The organism is Pseudomonas sp. GW456-12-10-14-LB2 (assembly GCF_002884345.1).
Lineage (GTDB): Bacteria > Pseudomonadota > Gammaproteobacteria > Pseudomonadales > Pseudomonadaceae > Aquipseudomonas > Aquipseudomonas paraglycinae.
Map to the genome: position 1 here is coordinate 91,004 of NZ_POHV01000018.1, position 15,938 is coordinate 106,941.

Here is a 15,938-nt window from a genome sequence, read left to right on the forward strand (position 1 = left end):
GGTTGACCAGGAACCAGCCTGGCACTGCTTGAGCCGATGAATGAGCGTCGCGACACGCCATCAAATTGACATCGGTTTTGAGGAAAGTTCCGGGGCGGGGATGTGTGATGATTTTTTTGATCTGAAAACGCCGTAGGAAATTACTCCGCGTGGTGAGGGAGCTTGTTCTTTTGGGGCTGCGAAGAGGGCCGAAACCTGGCAAGTCGTTTTCCCCTGATACGCCGCAGCCCTTGATTTACATGGGTCACGCCCCGAACGGGAACGAACTCTCTCGCCAGACGTAGTGATTTTGCGTCCTACAGGCTGATTGCGACGCTGGGGATCGGTGCCTAGAGTGGGTCTGTCGCTGAACGAATTTGGCGATAGGGTTTCGCAGCCCTGACGATACGTGTAGTAACCTGACGCCCCCCAAAACGGTGGCGGTCGCAATCGCGTCCGACAACCACGCAATGGTGGCTGTGTGTGGGAGATCTTCGGATCTGCCGGGTTCCTCGTATCCTCGGTCTGCGAACCCGCACATGGCTACCACCCTTCGACTCGCAGCGAACGGTAGTAGCTCTTCTCACGGATACGAGGAAGCTTTACTTATGCCGATGGATAAAACGCTCCGCAATTACGCGAATATGTCCCACCCCGCCACCGATCAGCCCGTCCTGTTCATTGATGCTGATGCACCATTGCGCGACTTGCATGCATGTGCCAGTGAGCGTCTCAACGCAGTTCTCAAATACCTGGATCTGATAGCCTGCATCCACCTCCCTGACCACGCCGAACACGACATCAACACCGTCAGCACCATCGCGAGACTCATGGTGCAAGACGTAAGTGACGTGTTTCGAGTTATAGAGCAACGAGGGTTTGATGTTACTGGGTAGAACATTTGAAGGTGACAGATTCACATAAATAAATCTGTCACCTTTTCTCTTGTCACCTTTTCTCTTGCAAAGCAGACTTAGTAATCGGGAGCAAACACCACAATAATTTTCAACTTATCTGAAGCCGCGCAAAACTCCTTTTTCAAGGCAGCCGGGTTTCTTATATGACCGTCCGGATCATATACAAAAAATATAATTGTCTTGCACGCCGTGTGCGACTGATACCTGGCGATATCCAGAATCAACTCATCACCAAGCGAGCGATCAGTCATACTTTCTCGTGCCATTTTGACTTCCACCACCAGTTCCTCATCGGGAATCGAGAAGTCCACCCTTGACCCTCCACCTAGGACATTTGGCGCGATATCCTCTGATTTGACATTTGAAAAATACATTCTCAACAATGCGAAAACCAGATACTGAACATCGTACTCATCCTCCACCAAAAGTGCCGGACGCTTTTGCTTGCGTACACTCAAGTCTTTCGCGAAACGATGAAATTTCCGAAGAAGCAACTCTACACGCTCCTCCACGCTCAAGTTGCTGGGGGCGTTTTCACCCGTTTCAAAAGCAAAAAAATTCCTTAATACATCTTCTTCAAACTCAATCTGCGCCGCGGGCGGCTTCCAAAGAAGAAAATACCAGCCGAACAACAAAATACAGGCTTCAATGATCAAAAACACAACCAGGTGAACGAAGTTCAAACTCAACCTGTAAACACTCTCATACTTGTATTTATGTCCTCCTCCAGACCTTTCTTCCGACACAGGAACAAGATTAAGGTCAAACTTTACAATTACACCTTTAAAAGCCTGAACCCCATGAAGATCATACCTTACAAAATCATTTTCACTTAAAGACCCTTCATTATAAGAAGCGAGCTTTTCAAACTGCCCATTGGTGATCGATTGATACTCCTTTGAAGTCACAACACCCACCACTGCCGAATTTGTGATATCGACTTCTTCAAATACTGGATAAATCCAGAGCGAATAGGCCATCAACGTCAGAAAAAAAGAAAAACACAACAAACCTTTCGAGAAACGATTGAGTCGCCTTGTATTAAGTATGACAGCTGGAGTTGATCTGTCTTTACTCACGATCCCTAACAAACCAGCAATTTTCCCAAGCAAGACTCACCCCAATTACAAATTCAATCGAAATCCACTGACTCAACAATCCGAAAACCCGTGAAGAAGCTTTTCGTCGCTTTCATTTCAATCAATCGCCACGTCCACTTTCTCAAGACCTTACACGTGGAAGCCGCAGCAACGAGGGCAATAAATCACGCGGCTTTATCGCGAGCCTCAGCGATTATCTTCACTCTCGCCCTAAATGATGGCATATAGACATCGCCAAATTTATCACATGAACCGAAACGGGGTACTGAAAATCAGGCACAAAAAAACCGCACTTCTGCGGTTTTTTTATAGATCACTCGAAAGCGCTACGAAAAATCAGACTCAGAAATTCGCCGGCGTATTCGCACTAATAATCTCAGCCTCATCCGCCCCGATATTCCGAAACTTATGCGGCAGCGTCGTCGGAAAATAATACCCGTCCCCCGCACTCAACACGCTCACCTGCCCATCCACCGTCAACTCGACCGTGCCACGGGTCACCAACCCACACTCCTCACCTTCCGCGTGAACAATCGGCTCTTCCCCGGAACTCGCGCCCGGCGCGTATTGCTCGCGCAGCAAGCGCATCTGGCGGCTGGGGACCGAGGCGCCGATCAGCAGCAGGCGCAGGCCGTGGCGGCCGAGGTCGGGTTGTTCGTTGGCGCGGAAGACGTATTGGTGTTCGCGGGGGGGCTGGTCGAAGGTGAAGAAGTCGGCCAGGGACATCGGGATGCCTTCGAGCAGCTTTTTCAGTGAGCTGACGGAAGGACTGACACGATTCTGTTCGATCAGGGAGATGGTGGCATTGGTCACGCCGCTACGCCGGGCCAGCTCGCGCTGGGAGAGTTTGTAGCTTTCGCGTACTAGTTTGAGTCGAGAACCCGTATCCATGACAGCCTTATGTGAGAACGACTTAAGGGTAATGGGGGTGGGTGGCGGGGTGCCGCGCAGGTCGCGCGGATCACGTTGCTCCCGTGTCCCGGAACCGTGAAAGGCGGCTATTAAATCACGTTTGCTGGTGTTGCTCAGCAGGTTCGATGGACGGCACATGAAAAAGCCGGCGACGCCCTTTTTGGGGGCGCCGCCGGCGAGGTTAATCAGATGCCGAAACGGTCGCGCAGCGAGTAGTACACGGCGCCGAGGGCGGTCAGTGGCGCGGAGAAGGTGCGGCCGCCGAGCATCGGCATGTGTGGCAGGGAGGCGAAGGCGTCGAAGCGCTCGGCGTCGCCACGGATCATTTCCGAGATCAGTTTGCCGGCCAGGTGCGAGCACGTGACGCCGTGGCCGCTGTAGCCCTGCATGTAGTAAGCGTTTTTCTCGATGCGGCCGAATTGCGGCATGCGTGACATGGTCAGCAGGAAGTTGCCGGTCCAGCGGTAGTCGATTTTCACGTCCTTGAGCTGCGGGAAGGTCTTGAGGATCTTCGGGCGGATCAGGGTTTCGATGTCGTCCGGTTCACGGGCGCCGTAGACCACGCCGCCGCCGTAGAGCAGACGGTTGTCGGCGGTCAGACGGTAGTAGTCGAGCAGGTAGTTGCAATCTTCGACGCAGTAGTTGTTGGTGATCAGGCTGCGCGCCTGTTTCTCGGTCAACGGTTCGGTGACGCAGATCTGCGAGCCGCACGGCATGCTCTTGGCGGTCACGCGGTTGTCGAGGCCTTGCGGCAGGTAGGCGTTGCCGGCGATCAGCAGGTACTTGGCGCGGACCTGGCCTTTGGCGGTGCGCACGACGTTGGGCTCGCCGTATTTGATTTCGACGGCAGCGGACTGCTCGTAGATCTTGCCGCCCAGACGCACGATGGCCGCGGCTTCGCCGAGGGCCAGGTTCAGCGGGTGGATGTGACCGCCCTGCATATCCAGCAGACCGCCGACGTAGGCGTCGGAGCCGACTTCGCGGCGGATGTCCGCAGCGTCGAGCATTTTCAGGTTTTTATTGCCGTAACGTTCCCAGCTACGCTTTTGTTCGGCCAGGCCCCTCAGTTGTTTCTTGTTCATCGCTGCGAAGATACCGCCCGGGCGGTAGTCGCACTTGATGTCGTATTCCTTGATGCGCGAACGGATGATGTCGGCGCCTTCGAAGATCATGCTGCCGAGGATTTCGGCGGTCTTGTCGCCGTAGCGCTCTTCGATCACGTCGACGTCGCGGCTGTAGGAGTTGACCAGTTGGCCGCCGTTGCGACCGCTGGCGCCGTAGCCGACTTTCGCCGCTTCCAGCACCGTCACCTTGTAGCCGGCTTCGCTCAGGAACAGTGCCGAGGACAGGCCGGTGTAGCCGGCGCCGATGATGCAGACATCGCACTCCACCGACTCTTCGAGGATCGGGAAATCGATCACTTCGTTGCGGGTGGCGGCGTAGTAGCTGTTCACGTGTTGTTGTTTCATTTTTTTATTCTCCGAGGGTCGCCGGTTGCAGGCGACCACCGCTGTAAAAGAGTCAGAGCTTGATCCAGGTCGCTTTCAGCTCGGTGTACTTGTCGAACGCGTGCAGCGATTTGTCGCGACCGTTGCCCGACTGCTTGAAGCCACCGAACGGTGCGGTCATGTCGCCGCCGTCATACTGGTTGACCCACACGCTGCCGGCGCGCAGGCCACGGGCGAAGGTGTGGGCCTTGCTCAGATTGCTGGTCCAGACCCCGGCGGCGAGGCCGAAGATGCTGTCGTTGGCGATGTGCAGCGCTTCTTCAACGGTGTCGAAGGTGATCAGCGACAGCACCGGGCCGAAGATTTCTTCCTTGGCGATGGTCATCGCGTTGGTCACGCCGTCAAAAATCGTCGGCTCGATGTAGGTGCCGCCGGTTTCTTCGAGGGTGCGCTGACCGCCGGCGATCAGCTCGGCACCCTGCTCCCGACCGATGCTGATATAGCGCAGCACGTTGTCCAATTGGCGCTGATCGACCACGGCGCCGACGGTGGTGGCCGGATCCAGGGCGTGCCCCGGTTTCCAAGCTTGCAGCGCTTCCACCAGCAGCGGGATGAATTGCTCGCGGATCGAACGCTCCACCAGCAGGCGCGAGCCGGCGGTGCAGACTTCGCCCTGGTTGAACGCAATGGCGCCGGCCGCCGCTTGTGCTGCCGCGCGCAAGTCCGGTGCGTCGGCAAACACCACGTTCGGGCTCTTGCCCCCCGCTTCGAGCCAGACGCGTTTCATGTTGCTTTGGCCGGCATAAATCATCAGTTGCTTGGCAATCGCCGTGGAGCCGGTGAAGGCCAGCACGTCGACGTCCATGTGCAACGCCAACGCCTTGCCGACGGTATGGCCGAAGCCTGGCAGGACGTTGAACACGCCTTTCGGAATGCCCGCGTCCAGCGCAAGCTGCGCGATGCGGATCGCGGTCAGCGGGGATTTTTCCGAAGGTTTGAGGATGAACGAGTTACCCGCCGCCAATGCCGGGGCAAATTTCCAGCTGGCCATGATCAGCGGGAAGTTCCACGGCACGATCGCAGCAACCACGCCCGATGGTTCGCGAGTGACCAGACCGAGTTGGTCGTACGGGGTGGCGGCGACTTCGTCGTAGATCTTGTCGATCGCTTCGGCGCTCCAGCGGATCGCGTTGGCGGTCGCCGGGATGTCGATGCTCATCGAGTCGCTGATCGGTTTGCCCATGTCGAGGGTTTCGAGCAGCGCCAGTTCTTCCTGGTGTTGCAGGATCAGATCGGCGAAGCGAATCAGGATGCGCTTGCGCTCGGTCGGGGGCTTGTTGGCCCACTCGCCGGAGTTGAAGGATTGGCGCGCGGCCTCGACGGCGAGGTTGGCGTCGGCTTCATCGGTGCTGGCGACGGAGGCCAGGAAACGGCCATCGACGGGGCTCAGGCATTCGAAGGTGTCGCCGCTGATGGCCGGACGGTATTCGCCATTGATGAAGGCGCGGGATTCGAGGGTCAGGGACTGGAAGCGTTGTTCCCAGTCGTTGCGGGTCGTTGTCATGGTGGTGGCTCGACGCGGGGGAATTTGGGGGTGTCTGGTGTGTGTGTGTTCGACTTGAGATGGCTGCCCTCACCCTAGCCCTCTCCCGGGGGGAGAGGGGACCGACCGGGGGATGCTGGAGAGCTCCGCCGACCTGAAAAATCTCTACCGAATCCATAATCGACTGGATCGGTCAGGTCGCTGAATATCTCAAGACAACTCGGTCAGTCCCCTCTCCCTCCGGGAGAGGGTTAGGGTGAGGGGCTTTTGAGGACCTCACACCGTATGCAGATACCAGTTGTACTCAAGGTCAGAGATCGAGTTCTCGAACTCGGCCAGCTCGCTTTCCTTGCACGCGACAAATACGTCGATGTACATCGGATCGATGTAGCGGGCCATGACTTCGCTGTCGTCCAGCTCACGCAGGGCGTCGCGCAGGTTGTTCGGCAGGCTCTGTTCGTTCTGCTCGTAGCTGTTGCCTTCAACCGGCGCGCCCGGCTCGATTTCGTTGGTCAGGCCGTGGTGGATACCGGCCAGAACGGAAGCCATCAGCAGATACGGGTTGGCGTCGGCACCGGCGACACGGTGCTCGATGCGCACGGCATCCGGCGAGCCAGTCGGCACGCGGACGGCCACGGTGCGGTTGTCGATGCCCCAGCTCGGCGAGTTCGGCACGTAGAACTGTGCGCCGAAGCGGCGGTACGAGTTGACGTTCGGGCACAGGAAAGCCATTTGCGCAGGCAGGGTCTCCAGCACACCGCCGATCGCGTGGCGTAGCGCGGCGTTCTGCTCGGGATCCTCGCTGGCGAAGATGTTGTTGCCTTCTTTGTCCAGGATCGAAATGTGCACGTGCAGACCGTTGCCCGCCTGGCCCGGATACGGCTTGGCCATGAAGGTGGTGTCCATCTCGTGGTCGTAGGCGATGTTCTTCACCAGACGCTTGAGCAGGACGGCGTAGTCGCACGCCTTGATCGGGTCGGACACGTGATGCAGGTTGACTTCGAACTGCGCCGGGGCGCTTTCCTTGACGATGGCGTCGGCAGGAATGCCCTGCTCTTTCGCGCCTTCGAGGATGTCTTGCAGGCAGTCGACGTACTCGTCGAGGTCGTCGATCAGATAAACCTGGGTCGACACCGGACGCTTGCCCGACACCGGCGAACGCGGCGATTGCGGACGGCCGTTCACGTTGTCCTGGTCGATCAGGTAGAACTCGAGTTCGAACGCGGCGCAGATGGTCAGGCCCAGTGCGTCGAACTTGCGCACCACGTTGGCCAGTACTTCACGCGGGTCGGCGAAGAACGGCTCGCCTTCCAGCTCGTGCATGGTCATCAGCAGTTGCGCGGTCGGACGCTTCTGCCAAGGCTCGATGCTCAGAGTGCCGGGGATCGGGTAGCAGATACGGTCGGCGTCGCCGATGTCCAGGCCCAGGCCGGTGCTTTCCACCGTGGAGCCATTGATGTCGAGGGCAAAGAGCGAGGCCGGCAGGTTGATGCCTTTCTCGTAAACCTTGTGAAGACTGGTGCGCTCGATGCGCTTGCCGCGCACCACACCGTTCATGTCTGCAATCAGAAGGTCGACGTACAAAACCTCAGGATGTTTCTTAAGGAATGCGTTTGCTTCGTTGAGTTGAACGGCACGCAGAGGGACCGACATGATGCACCTATTTAGCTGTTAATTATTATGTTCACTGCTGTTTTGCCGAGCCAGTCAACCCGAACGGCAAAGTGAAGTCAATAGCGAACACAGGGCCGCTCAGCGTTTATTTTTCGGGCTTTTTTTAACACTCTCGTGCCAATGCAGGCGCCAGAGCCCCGGTCTTGATGAAGATTTGATGAACGGCGTTTAGAATTTTTTACATGGGAGTTGTTAATTAAAATCAACGAGGCTAAGCTCCGGAAAAGCTCGTTCAAGTGTCAAACTTCGAGGTGAATAAAAATGGCATTCAAGCCATTGATCGGCGTTACTGCGTGCGTCAAACAGATTGGCCTGCACCCCTATCACATCAGCGGCGACAAGTACGTTCGCGCTGTCAGCGTTGCGGCGCTGGGGTTGCCCGTCGTCATTCCTTCCCTTGGCAAACTGACTGAAATCGAAGACCTGCTGGGTCAGCTCGACGGTCTGTTGCTGACCGGCTCGCCGTCCAACGTGGAACCCTTCCACTATCAGGGCCCGGACAGCGCTCCCGGCACGGATCACGATCCGGCGCGGGATGCCACCACCCTTCCTCTATTGCGTGCAGCCATCGCGGCGGGCGTTCCGGTACTCGGCATCTGCCGGGGTTTCCAGGAAATGAACGTGGCGTTCGGCGGCAGCCTGCACCAGAAGGTGCATGAGCTGCCGGGCATGCTCGATCACCGCGAAGCCGACAGCCCGGATGTCGCCGTGCAGTACGCCCCGGCTCATGCCGTGACGGTGCTGACCGGTGGCGTGTTCGAAGCGCTGGAGCTGCCGGGTGAATTCCAGGTCAACTCGATTCACAGTCAGGGCATCGACCGCCTCGCTCCCGGCCTGCGCGCCGAAGCCGTGGCGCCGGACGGCCTGATCGAGGCGGTCTCGGTGGAGCACAGCCCGACCTTCGCCCTCGGCGTGCAATGGCACCCCGAATGGCAAGTGCTGGACAACCCGAACTACCTGCGGATTTTCCAGGCGTTCGGCGAGGCCTGCCGCCAGCGTGCGGCGCGACGCAACCAGCGCTGACGCCACCCAACGATTGCAAAACCATTTACTGCCCCCGCGGGGTCGGCGGCTGCGCGTTTGCGCATCCGTCATCCGCGATCAGCAACACACCGCGAAAACAAAAAGCACCACCCGGCAGCCAGGACGGCGGCGCCGAACAACCCGCACGGTGCGGGTCTGCAATCCACTCTTAAGCCAGGCCGCGTTGGCCCGGCGACTGAAACCTGTTGGGAGTTTCACATGGCAAACGCCTCCAGCACTTACAGGAAGGCTCTTGAAGGTCATCAGCAACCGAAAAAGGTTCTGGTGAAGGTCGATCGAGTTACCAAGAAGTTCGACGAAACCACTGCGGTGGACGATGTGTCCCTGGAGATCCATCAGGGCGAAATCTTCGCCCTGCTCGGCGGCTCCGGCTCGGGCAAATCGACCTTGCTGCGCATGCTCGCCGGTTTCGAACGGCCGACTGAAGGACGCATTCTGCTCGACGGTGTCGACATCACCGACATGCCGCCGTACGAGCGGCCGATCAACATGATGTTCCAGTCCTACGCCCTGTTCCCGCACATGACTGTTGCGCAAAACATCGCCTTCGGCCTCAAGCAGGACCGTTTGCCGGCCAGCGAAATCGACGCCCGCGTCGAAGAGATGCTGCGCCTCGTCCACATGACCCAATACGCCAAGCGCCGCCCGCATCAACTGTCCGGCGGCCAGCGTCAGCGCGTGGCCCTCGCCCGCTCCCTGGCCAAGCGTCCGAAGCTGTTGCTGCTCGACGAACCGATGGGCGCACTGGATAAAAAACTGCGTTCGCAGATGCAGCTGGAACTGGTTGAGATCATCGAGCGCGTCGGCGTGACCTGCGTGATGGTGACTCACGACCAGGAAGAGGCCATGACCATGGCCGAGCGCATCGCGATCATGCACCTGGGCTGGATCGCCCAGATCGGCAGCCCGGTCGACATCTATGAAGCGCCGGTCAGCCGCATGGTCTGCGAATTCATAGGCAACGTGAACGCCTTCGACGGCACCGTGGTCGAGGACCTTGAAGGTCACGCGATCATTCACAGCCCGGACTTGCAGCAAAAGATCTACGTCGGTCATGGCGTCAGCACGTCGGTGCAGGACAAGTCGATCACCTACGCGATCCGCCCGGAAAAAATGCTGGTCAGCACGATCAAGCCGGAGACCCGCTACAACTGGTCCGAAGGCAAGGTGCATGACATCGCCTACCTCGGCGGCCACTCGGTGTTCTACGTCGAGTTGCCGAGCGGCAAGATCGTCCAGTCGTTCATGGCCAACGCCGAACGCCGTGGCGCGCGGCCGACCTGGGACGACAAGGTCTACGTCTGGTGGGAAGACGACAGCGGCGTGGTACTGCGCTCATGAGAACCTTCAATCAGCAATTCCTGCGCCTGGTGCCCAGCGGGCGAAAGTTCGTCATCGGCATCCCGTTCATCTGGCTGTTCCTGTTCTTCATGCTGCCGTTCTTTCTGGTGATGAAGATCAGCTTCTCGGAAGCCGCGCTGTCGATCCCGCCGTACTCGGAGATCTATACCTACGCCGAACAGAAATTCCAGCTGTTCCTGAACATCGGCAACTACACCCTGCTCGGCGAAGACGAGCTGTACCTGTCGGCCTACCTCGGGTCGTTGAAGGTGGCGCTGCTCAGTACGCTGATGTGCCTGGTGATCGGTTTCCCGATGGCCTACGCGATCACCAAGACCGGCAAGGAAACGCAAAACGTCCTGCTGCTGTTGATCATGATGCCGACCTGGACTGCGATCCTGATCCGCGTCTATGCATGGATGGGCATCCTCAGCAACAACGGTTTGCTCAACGCATTTTTGATGTGGACCGGGCTCACCGATCACCCGATCGAGATCCTCAACACCAACACGGCCGTCTACATTGGGGTCGTGTATGCCTACCTGCCTTTCATGGTGCTGCCGCTCTACGCCAACCTGGTGAAGCACGACGGCAGCCTGCTGGAAGCCGCGCAGGATCTGGGTTCGAGCAACTTCAACAACTTCTGGAAAATCACTGTGCCGCTGGCCAAGAACGGCATCATCGCCGGCTGCATGCTGGTGTTCATTCCGGTGGTGGGCGAGTTCGTGATTCCGGAACTGCTGGGCGGCCCGGAGACCCTGATGATCGGTCGCGTGCTATGGCAAGAGTTCTTCAATAACCGCGACTGGCCGGTGGCGTCCGCGCTGGCGGTGGTGATGCTGTTGATCCTGATTGTGCCGATTCTGCTGTTCAACCGCAGCCAGGCCAAAGAGATGGAGGCACGGGGATGAAACGCTTCGGTTTTGCAAAGTTCATGTTGATCTTCGGCCTGACGTTCATTTATCTGCCGATGCTGATTCTGGTGATCTACTCGTTCAACGCCTCGAAACTGGTGACGGTCTGGGGCGGCTGGTCGGTGAAGTGGTACGTCGGCCTGCTCGACAACACCCAACTGATGGGCTCGGTGGTGCGCTCGCTGGAAATCGCCTGCTACACCGCGATTGCCGCCGTGGCGCTGGGTACGCTGGCAGCCTTCGTGCTGACCCGTATCACCCGCTTCAAGGGCCGCACGCTGTTCGGTGGCCTGGTCACCGCGCCGCTGGTAATGCCTGAAGTGATTACCGGTCTGTCGCTGTTGCTGCTGTTCGTGGCGATGGCGCAACTGATCGGCTGGCCGCAGGAGCGTGGCATCGTCACCATCTGGATCGCCCACACCACGTTTTGTGCCGCTTATGTGGCGGTGGTAGTCTCCGCCCGCTTGCGCGAGCTGGACCTGTCGATCGAAGAAGCGGCGATGGATCTGGGCGCGAAACCGTTCAAGGTGTTTTTCCTGATCACCATCCCGATGATCGCGCCGTCGCTGGCGGCGGGCGGCATGATGTCGTTCGCCCTGTCGCTGGACGATCTGGTGCTGGCGAGCTTCGTGTCGGGCCCGGGTTCGACGACCCTGCCGATGGAAGTGTTCTCGGCCGTGCGTCTGGGCGTGAAGCCCGAGATCAACGCCGTGGCCAGCCTGATTCTGCTGGCGGTGTCGCTGGTGACCTTCCTGGTCTGGTACTTCGGCCGCAAGGCAGAAGCCAACCGCAAGCGGGCGATTCAGGAAGCGATGGATCAGACCGCCAACGAATCGTGGCAGCAACCGCAACCTCAACGAGTGGCAGCGACGGCCTAGGGCCGTCGCGTTTTACGGCTTTGCGCTTTGGCTTAAAAGCTTTTGAATAAAAAGAATGGAGTTTCACCGATGAAAATGTTTGGCAGGACTCTGCTGACACTGTCCTTATTGGGCGCAATCGCCACGGGCGCCCAGGCCAACGACAAGGTGCTGCGCGTTTACAACTGGTCGGATTACATCGCCCCGGACACCGTCAAGAAGTTCGAGGACGAGACCGGCATCCGCGTGACCTACGATGTGTTCGACAGCAATGAAACCCTCGAAGCGCGTTTGCTCGCGGGTAAATCCGGCTACGACATCGTGGTGCCGTCCAACAGTTTCCTGGCCAAGCAGATCAAGGCCGGGGTCTATCAGACCCTGGACAAATCGAAGCTGCCAAACTGGAAAAACCTCAATCCGGTGCTGCTGAAAAACGCCTCCGCCAGTGATCCGGACAACGCCCACGCGTTCCCGTACATGTGGGGCTCGATCGGCATCGGCTTCAACCCGGACAAGGTTCGCGAAGTGCTCGGCAAGAATGCGCCGACCAATTCCTGGGACCTGCTGTTCAAACCGGAGAACGCCGAGAAGCTGAAGGCTTGCGGTATCAGCTTCCTCGATTCGCCGACCGAAATGCTCCCGGCCGCCCTGCACTACCTGGGCTACCCTGTGAACGACAAGGACGTGAAGCACATCGCCGAAGCCGAAGCGCTGTTCATGAAGATCCGGCCGTCGGTGGCGTACTTCCATTCGTCCAAGTACATCTCCGATCTGGCCAACGGCAACATCTGCGTAGCGGTCGGCTATTCGGGTGACGTGTTGCAGGCCAAGGCTCGCGCGGTCGAATCGGGCAACAAGGTCGAGATCGACTACAGCATTCCCAAAGAAGGCGCCGGCAGTTTCTATGACATGGTCGCCATCCCTCGCGATGCCGCCAACGTCGAGAACGCCTACCTGTTCATGAACTTCCTGATGCGCCCGGACATCATCGCCGAGGTCACCAACAGCATCGGCTACAGCAACGCCAACGAAGCCGCGACGCCGCTGGTGGACGAAGCGATCCGCAACGACCCGGGCTCATACCCGCCGCAAGCGGTGATGGCCACGCTGTATGCGGTGCCGGATCAGCCGATTGCCACGCAACGGATCATGACCCGGGGCTGGACACGCGTGAAACTCGGCAAGTAATGGCACCACGATCGTTCCCACGCTCCGCGTGGGAATGCCTCAAGGGACGCCTCGACGTGGGAACGATCAGTCAGTATCGATTTCCGTTCATGCAGCGCCTTACCACCGCTGCCCCCTGCTCTGAACGGCCTCACCTGGCTTCCTCGGTTCAGGTGAATTCAGGCGCCCTCGGGCGCCTTTTTTTGTGGGCTCAGATCAGTGGCCAGTCGGCCAGCGAGCGATAGCGGCCCTTGTGGGATTCGAACAGCGCAAAGCGTTCAGCCCGCAGGAAGAACTCCGGCGGCGTGGCAGATTCCGGTTCCGGCGCCCGATAGTCCCGGGCCAGTGTCAGGTGCGGACGATACTCGCGCGTTGCCTCTTCAAATCCGAACGGCAACATCGCCTGCTCCAGCGCATACACCAGCCGCAACAATCCCTGCGGCGCCTGCTCGGGCGCCAGCGACAATACCCCGGCACGGCGCCAGACCTGCAACCGATCCAGTGAAATCCTCAGCGCCTCGCCCGGCGTGCGCACTTTTGCCGCCGCCTCGCAGACTTCGCCAATCTGCGCCAACGGCACCGCACCGAGAAACAGCAGCGTCAGATGAAAGTTGTCCGCCGGCACCGGTTTGCCGGTACGCAAACCCAGTTCGCCGCGCCACTGGGCAATCGCCTTGCGCTGCGCCGGCGGGCAGTCCAGGGCGAAGAACAGCCGCTTGAACGGTTGATCCCCGCGCGTTTCGTCCGTCATGGCCACGCTCCTTCGTTCGTCGAGATCCCTGGATTCTACACGCCCGTTTCTGGCGACTCTCGGCGTGGGGTTTATAGTTCAACGATTGCCATCAACCGGAGGACATCATGCGCGAGATCCTCAGCAAAGAACCCTGGTGGGCCCGACCGCCGAATCCCGGACAGGATGAGAGCGAACTGGAATGGGGCTGGCTGGTGCATTACAGCGAAGGTGAGCCGCGTTTCGAATTTGTGCGCGAGCGGCCGACGGACGAGCAGATTCGCAACCGCAAAGGCTGCCGGATCACCCCGTCGGCGGAGTGACCCGGCAACGCGGCATCAAGGCTCGAGAATGTCCTTGAAGCCACCGAAGATCATCCGCTGCCCATCGAACGGCATCGGATTGACGTCCGGCTGCATGCGCGGGTCTTCCATCATTTTCGCCATGCCGGCGTCGCGGGTGGCCTTGTCCGGCCAGACCAGCCAGCCCGCCGATACGGTTTCGCCTTCCTTGAGTTTCACCGCCATCGGGAATGAGGTGACCTTGCCGTCCGGCACGTCATCTCCCCAGCCCTGAATCACCTCCAGCGCGCCGTATTCCTTGAACAGCTTGGCGGCGATTTCGCAGTGCTTCTTGTACTGTTCGCGATTGGCATTCGGCACGGGCGCCACGAACACATCGATGTAAGCCATGATCATTCTCCTTGCAGGGTGGGTTCGATCTGCTGAGTAGTCGACTCGGGCGGCCGCCATTCGACACGGTTGACGCCCAACCCGACCGACGGCTCATCCCGCCCGCCCAGATTGCCCTCGACCTGCGCCGCCATGTGCAGCGTGCCGGCCATCACGCCGGTGGTCGGGTTTTGCAGCAGTTTCAGCCAGGCCTTGTCGAAGGTGTTGCCCAGGCTGCTGCGAATCAGCGCTTCGCTGTCCGGGCGGTCGTTGGCCTGAATGATTGCGCGCACGCCCGCCACGCCGACCGAAATCAGCGCCCCGGCCAGTTTGCCTGCCGCTGCCGCCACCGCGCTCGCGGCGCCGCGCGGGGCCATTTCCGCCTCCATGCGCTGGCTGGCACGCTTGGCCACCGGGGCCATGGCCGACTCCGTCGAGGTCACGCCTTTGGAGCCGCCGTCGGTGTGAATCTTGTCGATCAGCGCCGCGTAGGCCGGCAGCGTGTTCAACGGTTCAGTGCTGACAACCTGATACAGCGAAGCATCCCTCGCCGACGGCGGGCCAAGGGCGATGGCGGGGATTTTCTGCAACCGCCCGTTGAGCTGGGCGATGGGCACGCCGTGGCGCTGGGCGATGACCGGCATCTGCTGCGCCATCAGTTGCGCGTAGAACGCGGTGGACTGGCCGAGGATCGCGTCCGGGTCGATCTCCACCGCCACCGGCGCCAGTACGCGTTCCTGATATTGCTCCAGCAGATAGGCCGCCAGACGCTTGGCCGAGGCATCCTGCTCGCCGCTGGCACTGATCGTGTACCAGCTGACCTTCATCGACAGCCATTCCTGGGTCCAGTAGCTGCTGAACCACGGGATGAAATTTTCTTCAGTTTGCTCATAGACCCGAATGCGCCAATGTTCCATCGAGCCACGGGCGAACAGCTTGACCTGCTCGGTGGCCTGCTTCGAGGCACTGACGATTTCCCGGTCGATCTGCTGCCAGGTGGCCGGCGAGACCACCACCGCCGGCGCGCTCACCGGGGCCCGCGCCGTGGTGGCGCAGCCGGCCAGCAACACCAGTGCGGCGACGAGCAGCGCACGCAGGTTCACGGTGGCGGTCCTTATCTGTTCTTCGGGCGGGAGACCTGAAGAATCCGGGGGAGATGACATGAGTATAGGTGCGTGCGGTACGCCGTTTATCCGCTGGTCAGGGCTGCATCAGTCCAACCATCAATGGCGTCGATATTCACCATTGCGACGATTGCCTTCCGCCGACCGCTCGTCAAAGGCACGATTAACCCATCCGAAACACACCGCACGAGGAGTTCACATCATGATCAGTACCGTCACCCTCGCCGTGAGTTTCCCGGTCTTCGGCAGCAATTACTACGATCAGCACGTCGTGTCGCGCAAGACACAAGCGCTGGTGTTCGACGAAGCCTTCGAAGATCTGTTGATGCCCGCCGCCAGCAATCATTTCAGCAATGAAGTGGTCGGTCTCAACGATCAGTTCCGTTTTCTGAGCGACATTCTCGCCACCCATTTGCTGGACATCGAGGCCTCCGTGCCTGCGCGATCCAGCGTCCGGGCGAGCGCTCATTTTTAATGCCAGAGGGCGCTCCCGCAGGGGAGCGCCCTCTTCGTTTCA

16 protein-coding genes are annotated in these 15,938 nt (G+C 59.4%); 8 read left to right on the forward strand and 8 right to left on the reverse strand.

Annotated features, from left to right (window positions below):
- Window positions 1–587: 587 nt before the first annotated feature.
- The gene (locus tag C1X29_RS29695; protein ID WP_102717770.1) at window positions 588–875 is read left to right on the forward strand and encodes a fructose-bisphosphate aldolase; all 288 of its coding nucleotides are present in this window, start codon (window positions 588–590) and stop codon (window positions 873–875) included.
- Between the two features lie 77 nt (window positions 876–952).
- Here C1X29_RS29695 and C1X29_RS14770 read toward each other — a convergent pair whose 3' ends face one another.
- From C1X29_RS14770 to C1X29_RS14790, 5 genes are all read right to left on the reverse strand, one after another.
- Window positions 953–1,975: a hypothetical protein gene (locus C1X29_RS14770; RefSeq protein WP_146023259.1), complete on the reverse strand. Its 1,023-nt coding sequence runs from the start codon at window positions 1,973–1,975 to the stop codon at window positions 953–955.
- 363 nt (window positions 1,976–2,338) lie between these two features.
- Window positions 2,339–2,887 (reverse strand): cupin domain-containing protein, encoded by a 549-nt coding sequence (locus tag C1X29_RS14775; RefSeq protein ID WP_011333561.1) that lies wholly within the window; start codon window positions 2,885–2,887, stop codon window positions 2,339–2,341.
- A 206-nt stretch (window positions 2,888–3,093) separates the two neighbouring features.
- Entirely contained in the window at window positions 3,094–4,377 is a 1,284-nt protein-coding gene (locus C1X29_RS14780; RefSeq protein WP_102717772.1) for an FAD-binding oxidoreductase, read from the reverse strand.
- 52 nt (window positions 4,378–4,429) lie between these two features.
- The gene (locus tag C1X29_RS14785; protein WP_102717773.1) at window positions 4,430–5,920 is read right to left on the reverse strand and encodes an aldehyde dehydrogenase; all 1,491 of its coding nucleotides are present in this window, start codon (window positions 5,918–5,920) and stop codon (window positions 4,430–4,432) included.
- 255 nt (window positions 5,921–6,175) lie between these two features.
- Window positions 6,176–7,552 (reverse strand): glutamine synthetase family protein, encoded by a 1,377-nt coding sequence (locus C1X29_RS14790; protein ID WP_011333558.1) that lies wholly within the window; start codon window positions 7,550–7,552, stop codon window positions 6,176–6,178.
- Window positions 7,553–7,834: 282 nt separating this feature from the next.
- On the opposite strand from C1X29_RS14790, the gene C1X29_RS14795 reads away from it, so the two are divergent.
- From C1X29_RS14795 to C1X29_RS14815, 5 genes are all read left to right on the forward strand, one after another.
- The gene (locus C1X29_RS14795) at window positions 7,835–8,596 is read left to right on the forward strand and encodes a gamma-glutamyl-gamma-aminobutyrate hydrolase family protein (RefSeq protein WP_102717774.1); all 762 of its coding nucleotides are present in this window, start codon (window positions 7,835–7,837) and stop codon (window positions 8,594–8,596) included.
- A gap of 219 nt (window positions 8,597–8,815) precedes the next feature.
- Window positions 8,816–9,958, forward strand: coding sequence for a polyamine ABC transporter ATP-binding protein (gene potA, locus C1X29_RS14800; RefSeq protein WP_007957110.1), 1,143 nt, complete (start codon window positions 8,816–8,818; stop codon window positions 9,956–9,958).
- Window positions 9,955–10,869, forward strand: a complete 915-nt coding sequence (locus C1X29_RS14805; protein ID WP_039770920.1) for an ABC transporter permease subunit — start codon at window positions 9,955–9,957, stop codon at window positions 10,867–10,869. Before potA ends, C1X29_RS14805 begins: the two co-directional genes overlap by 4 nt.
- Window positions 10,866–11,750 (forward strand): ABC transporter permease subunit, encoded by an 885-nt coding sequence (locus C1X29_RS14810; protein WP_102717775.1) that lies wholly within the window; start codon window positions 10,866–10,868, stop codon window positions 11,748–11,750. The genes C1X29_RS14805 and C1X29_RS14810 overlap by 4 nt, the downstream gene beginning before the upstream one ends.
- 69 nt (window positions 11,751–11,819) lie before the next feature.
- The gene (locus tag C1X29_RS14815) at window positions 11,820–12,917 is read left to right on the forward strand and encodes a polyamine ABC transporter substrate-binding protein (RefSeq protein ID WP_007957121.1); all 1,098 of its coding nucleotides are present in this window, start codon (window positions 11,820–11,822) and stop codon (window positions 12,915–12,917) included.
- 190 nt (window positions 12,918–13,107) lie between these two features.
- Here the strand turns inward: C1X29_RS14815 and thpR are convergent, their stop codons facing one another.
- Window positions 13,108–13,647, reverse strand: a complete 540-nt coding sequence (thpR, locus tag C1X29_RS14820) for an RNA 2',3'-cyclic phosphodiesterase (RefSeq protein WP_085748279.1) — start codon at window positions 13,645–13,647, stop codon at window positions 13,108–13,110.
- A gap of 107 nt (window positions 13,648–13,754) precedes the next feature.
- Here thpR and C1X29_RS14825 point away from each other — a divergent pair, with 107 nt between their 5' ends.
- Window positions 13,755–13,949: a hypothetical protein gene (locus C1X29_RS14825; RefSeq protein ID WP_007957125.1), complete on the forward strand. Its 195-nt coding sequence runs from the start codon at window positions 13,755–13,757 to the stop codon at window positions 13,947–13,949.
- A gap of 15 nt (window positions 13,950–13,964) precedes the next feature.
- Here the strand turns inward: C1X29_RS14825 and C1X29_RS14830 are convergent, their stop codons facing one another.
- Complete coding sequence (locus C1X29_RS14830) at window positions 13,965–14,318, reverse strand: DUF1428 domain-containing protein (RefSeq protein ID WP_085748278.1); 354 nt, start codon at window positions 14,316–14,318, stop codon at window positions 13,965–13,967.
- Window positions 14,319–14,320: 2 nt separating this feature from the next.
- Window positions 14,321–15,400, reverse strand: a complete 1,080-nt coding sequence (locus C1X29_RS14835) for a hypothetical protein (RefSeq protein WP_085748277.1) — start codon at window positions 15,398–15,400, stop codon at window positions 14,321–14,323.
- 223 nt (window positions 15,401–15,623) lie between these two features.
- Here C1X29_RS14835 and C1X29_RS14840 point away from each other — a divergent pair, with 223 nt between their 5' ends.
- Window positions 15,624–15,896: a hypothetical protein gene (locus C1X29_RS14840; protein ID WP_102688489.1), complete on the forward strand. Its 273-nt coding sequence runs from the start codon at window positions 15,624–15,626 to the stop codon at window positions 15,894–15,896.
- Window positions 15,897–15,938: the final 42 nt, after the last annotated feature.

What these genes read in the sequence shown, in the direction of transcription:
- C1X29_RS29695 (WP_102717770.1), top strand. Translation starts at nt 588, where the DNA reads ATGCCGATGGATAAAACGCTCCGCAATTACGCGAATATGTCCCACCCC.
- C1X29_RS14775 (WP_011333561.1), bottom strand. Translation starts at nt 2,887, where the DNA reads ATGGATACGGGTTCTCGACTCAAACTAGTACGCGAAAGCTACAAACTC.
- C1X29_RS14780 (WP_102717772.1), bottom strand. Translation starts at nt 4,377, where the DNA reads ATGAAACAACAACACGTGAACAGCTACTACGCCGCCACCCGCAACGAA.
- C1X29_RS14785 (WP_102717773.1), bottom strand. Translation starts at nt 5,920, where the DNA reads ATGACAACGACCCGCAACGACTGGGAACAACGCTTCCAGTCCCTGACC.
- C1X29_RS14790 (WP_011333558.1), bottom strand. Translation starts at nt 7,552, where the DNA reads ATGTCGGTCCCTCTGCGTGCCGTTCAACTCAACGAAGCAAACGCATTC.
- C1X29_RS14795 (WP_102717774.1), top strand. Translation starts at nt 7,835, where the DNA reads ATGGCATTCAAGCCATTGATCGGCGTTACTGCGTGCGTCAAACAGATT.
- potA (WP_007957110.1), top strand. Translation starts at nt 8,816, where the DNA reads ATGGCAAACGCCTCCAGCACTTACAGGAAGGCTCTTGAAGGTCATCAG.
- C1X29_RS14805 (WP_039770920.1), top strand. Translation starts at nt 9,955, where the DNA reads ATGAGAACCTTCAATCAGCAATTCCTGCGCCTGGTGCCCAGCGGGCGA.
- C1X29_RS14810 (WP_102717775.1), top strand. Translation starts at nt 10,866, where the DNA reads ATGAAACGCTTCGGTTTTGCAAAGTTCATGTTGATCTTCGGCCTGACG.
- C1X29_RS14815 (WP_007957121.1), top strand. Translation starts at nt 11,820, where the DNA reads ATGAAAATGTTTGGCAGGACTCTGCTGACACTGTCCTTATTGGGCGCA.
- thpR (WP_085748279.1), bottom strand. Translation starts at nt 13,647, where the DNA reads ATGACGGACGAAACGCGCGGGGATCAACCGTTCAAGCGGCTGTTCTTC.
- C1X29_RS14825 (WP_007957125.1), top strand. Translation starts at nt 13,755, where the DNA reads ATGCGCGAGATCCTCAGCAAAGAACCCTGGTGGGCCCGACCGCCGAAT.
- C1X29_RS14830 (WP_085748278.1), bottom strand. Translation starts at nt 14,318, where the DNA reads ATGGCTTACATCGATGTGTTCGTGGCGCCCGTGCCGAATGCCAATCGC.
- C1X29_RS14840 (WP_102688489.1), top strand. Translation starts at nt 15,624, where the DNA reads ATGATCAGTACCGTCACCCTCGCCGTGAGTTTCCCGGTCTTCGGCAGC.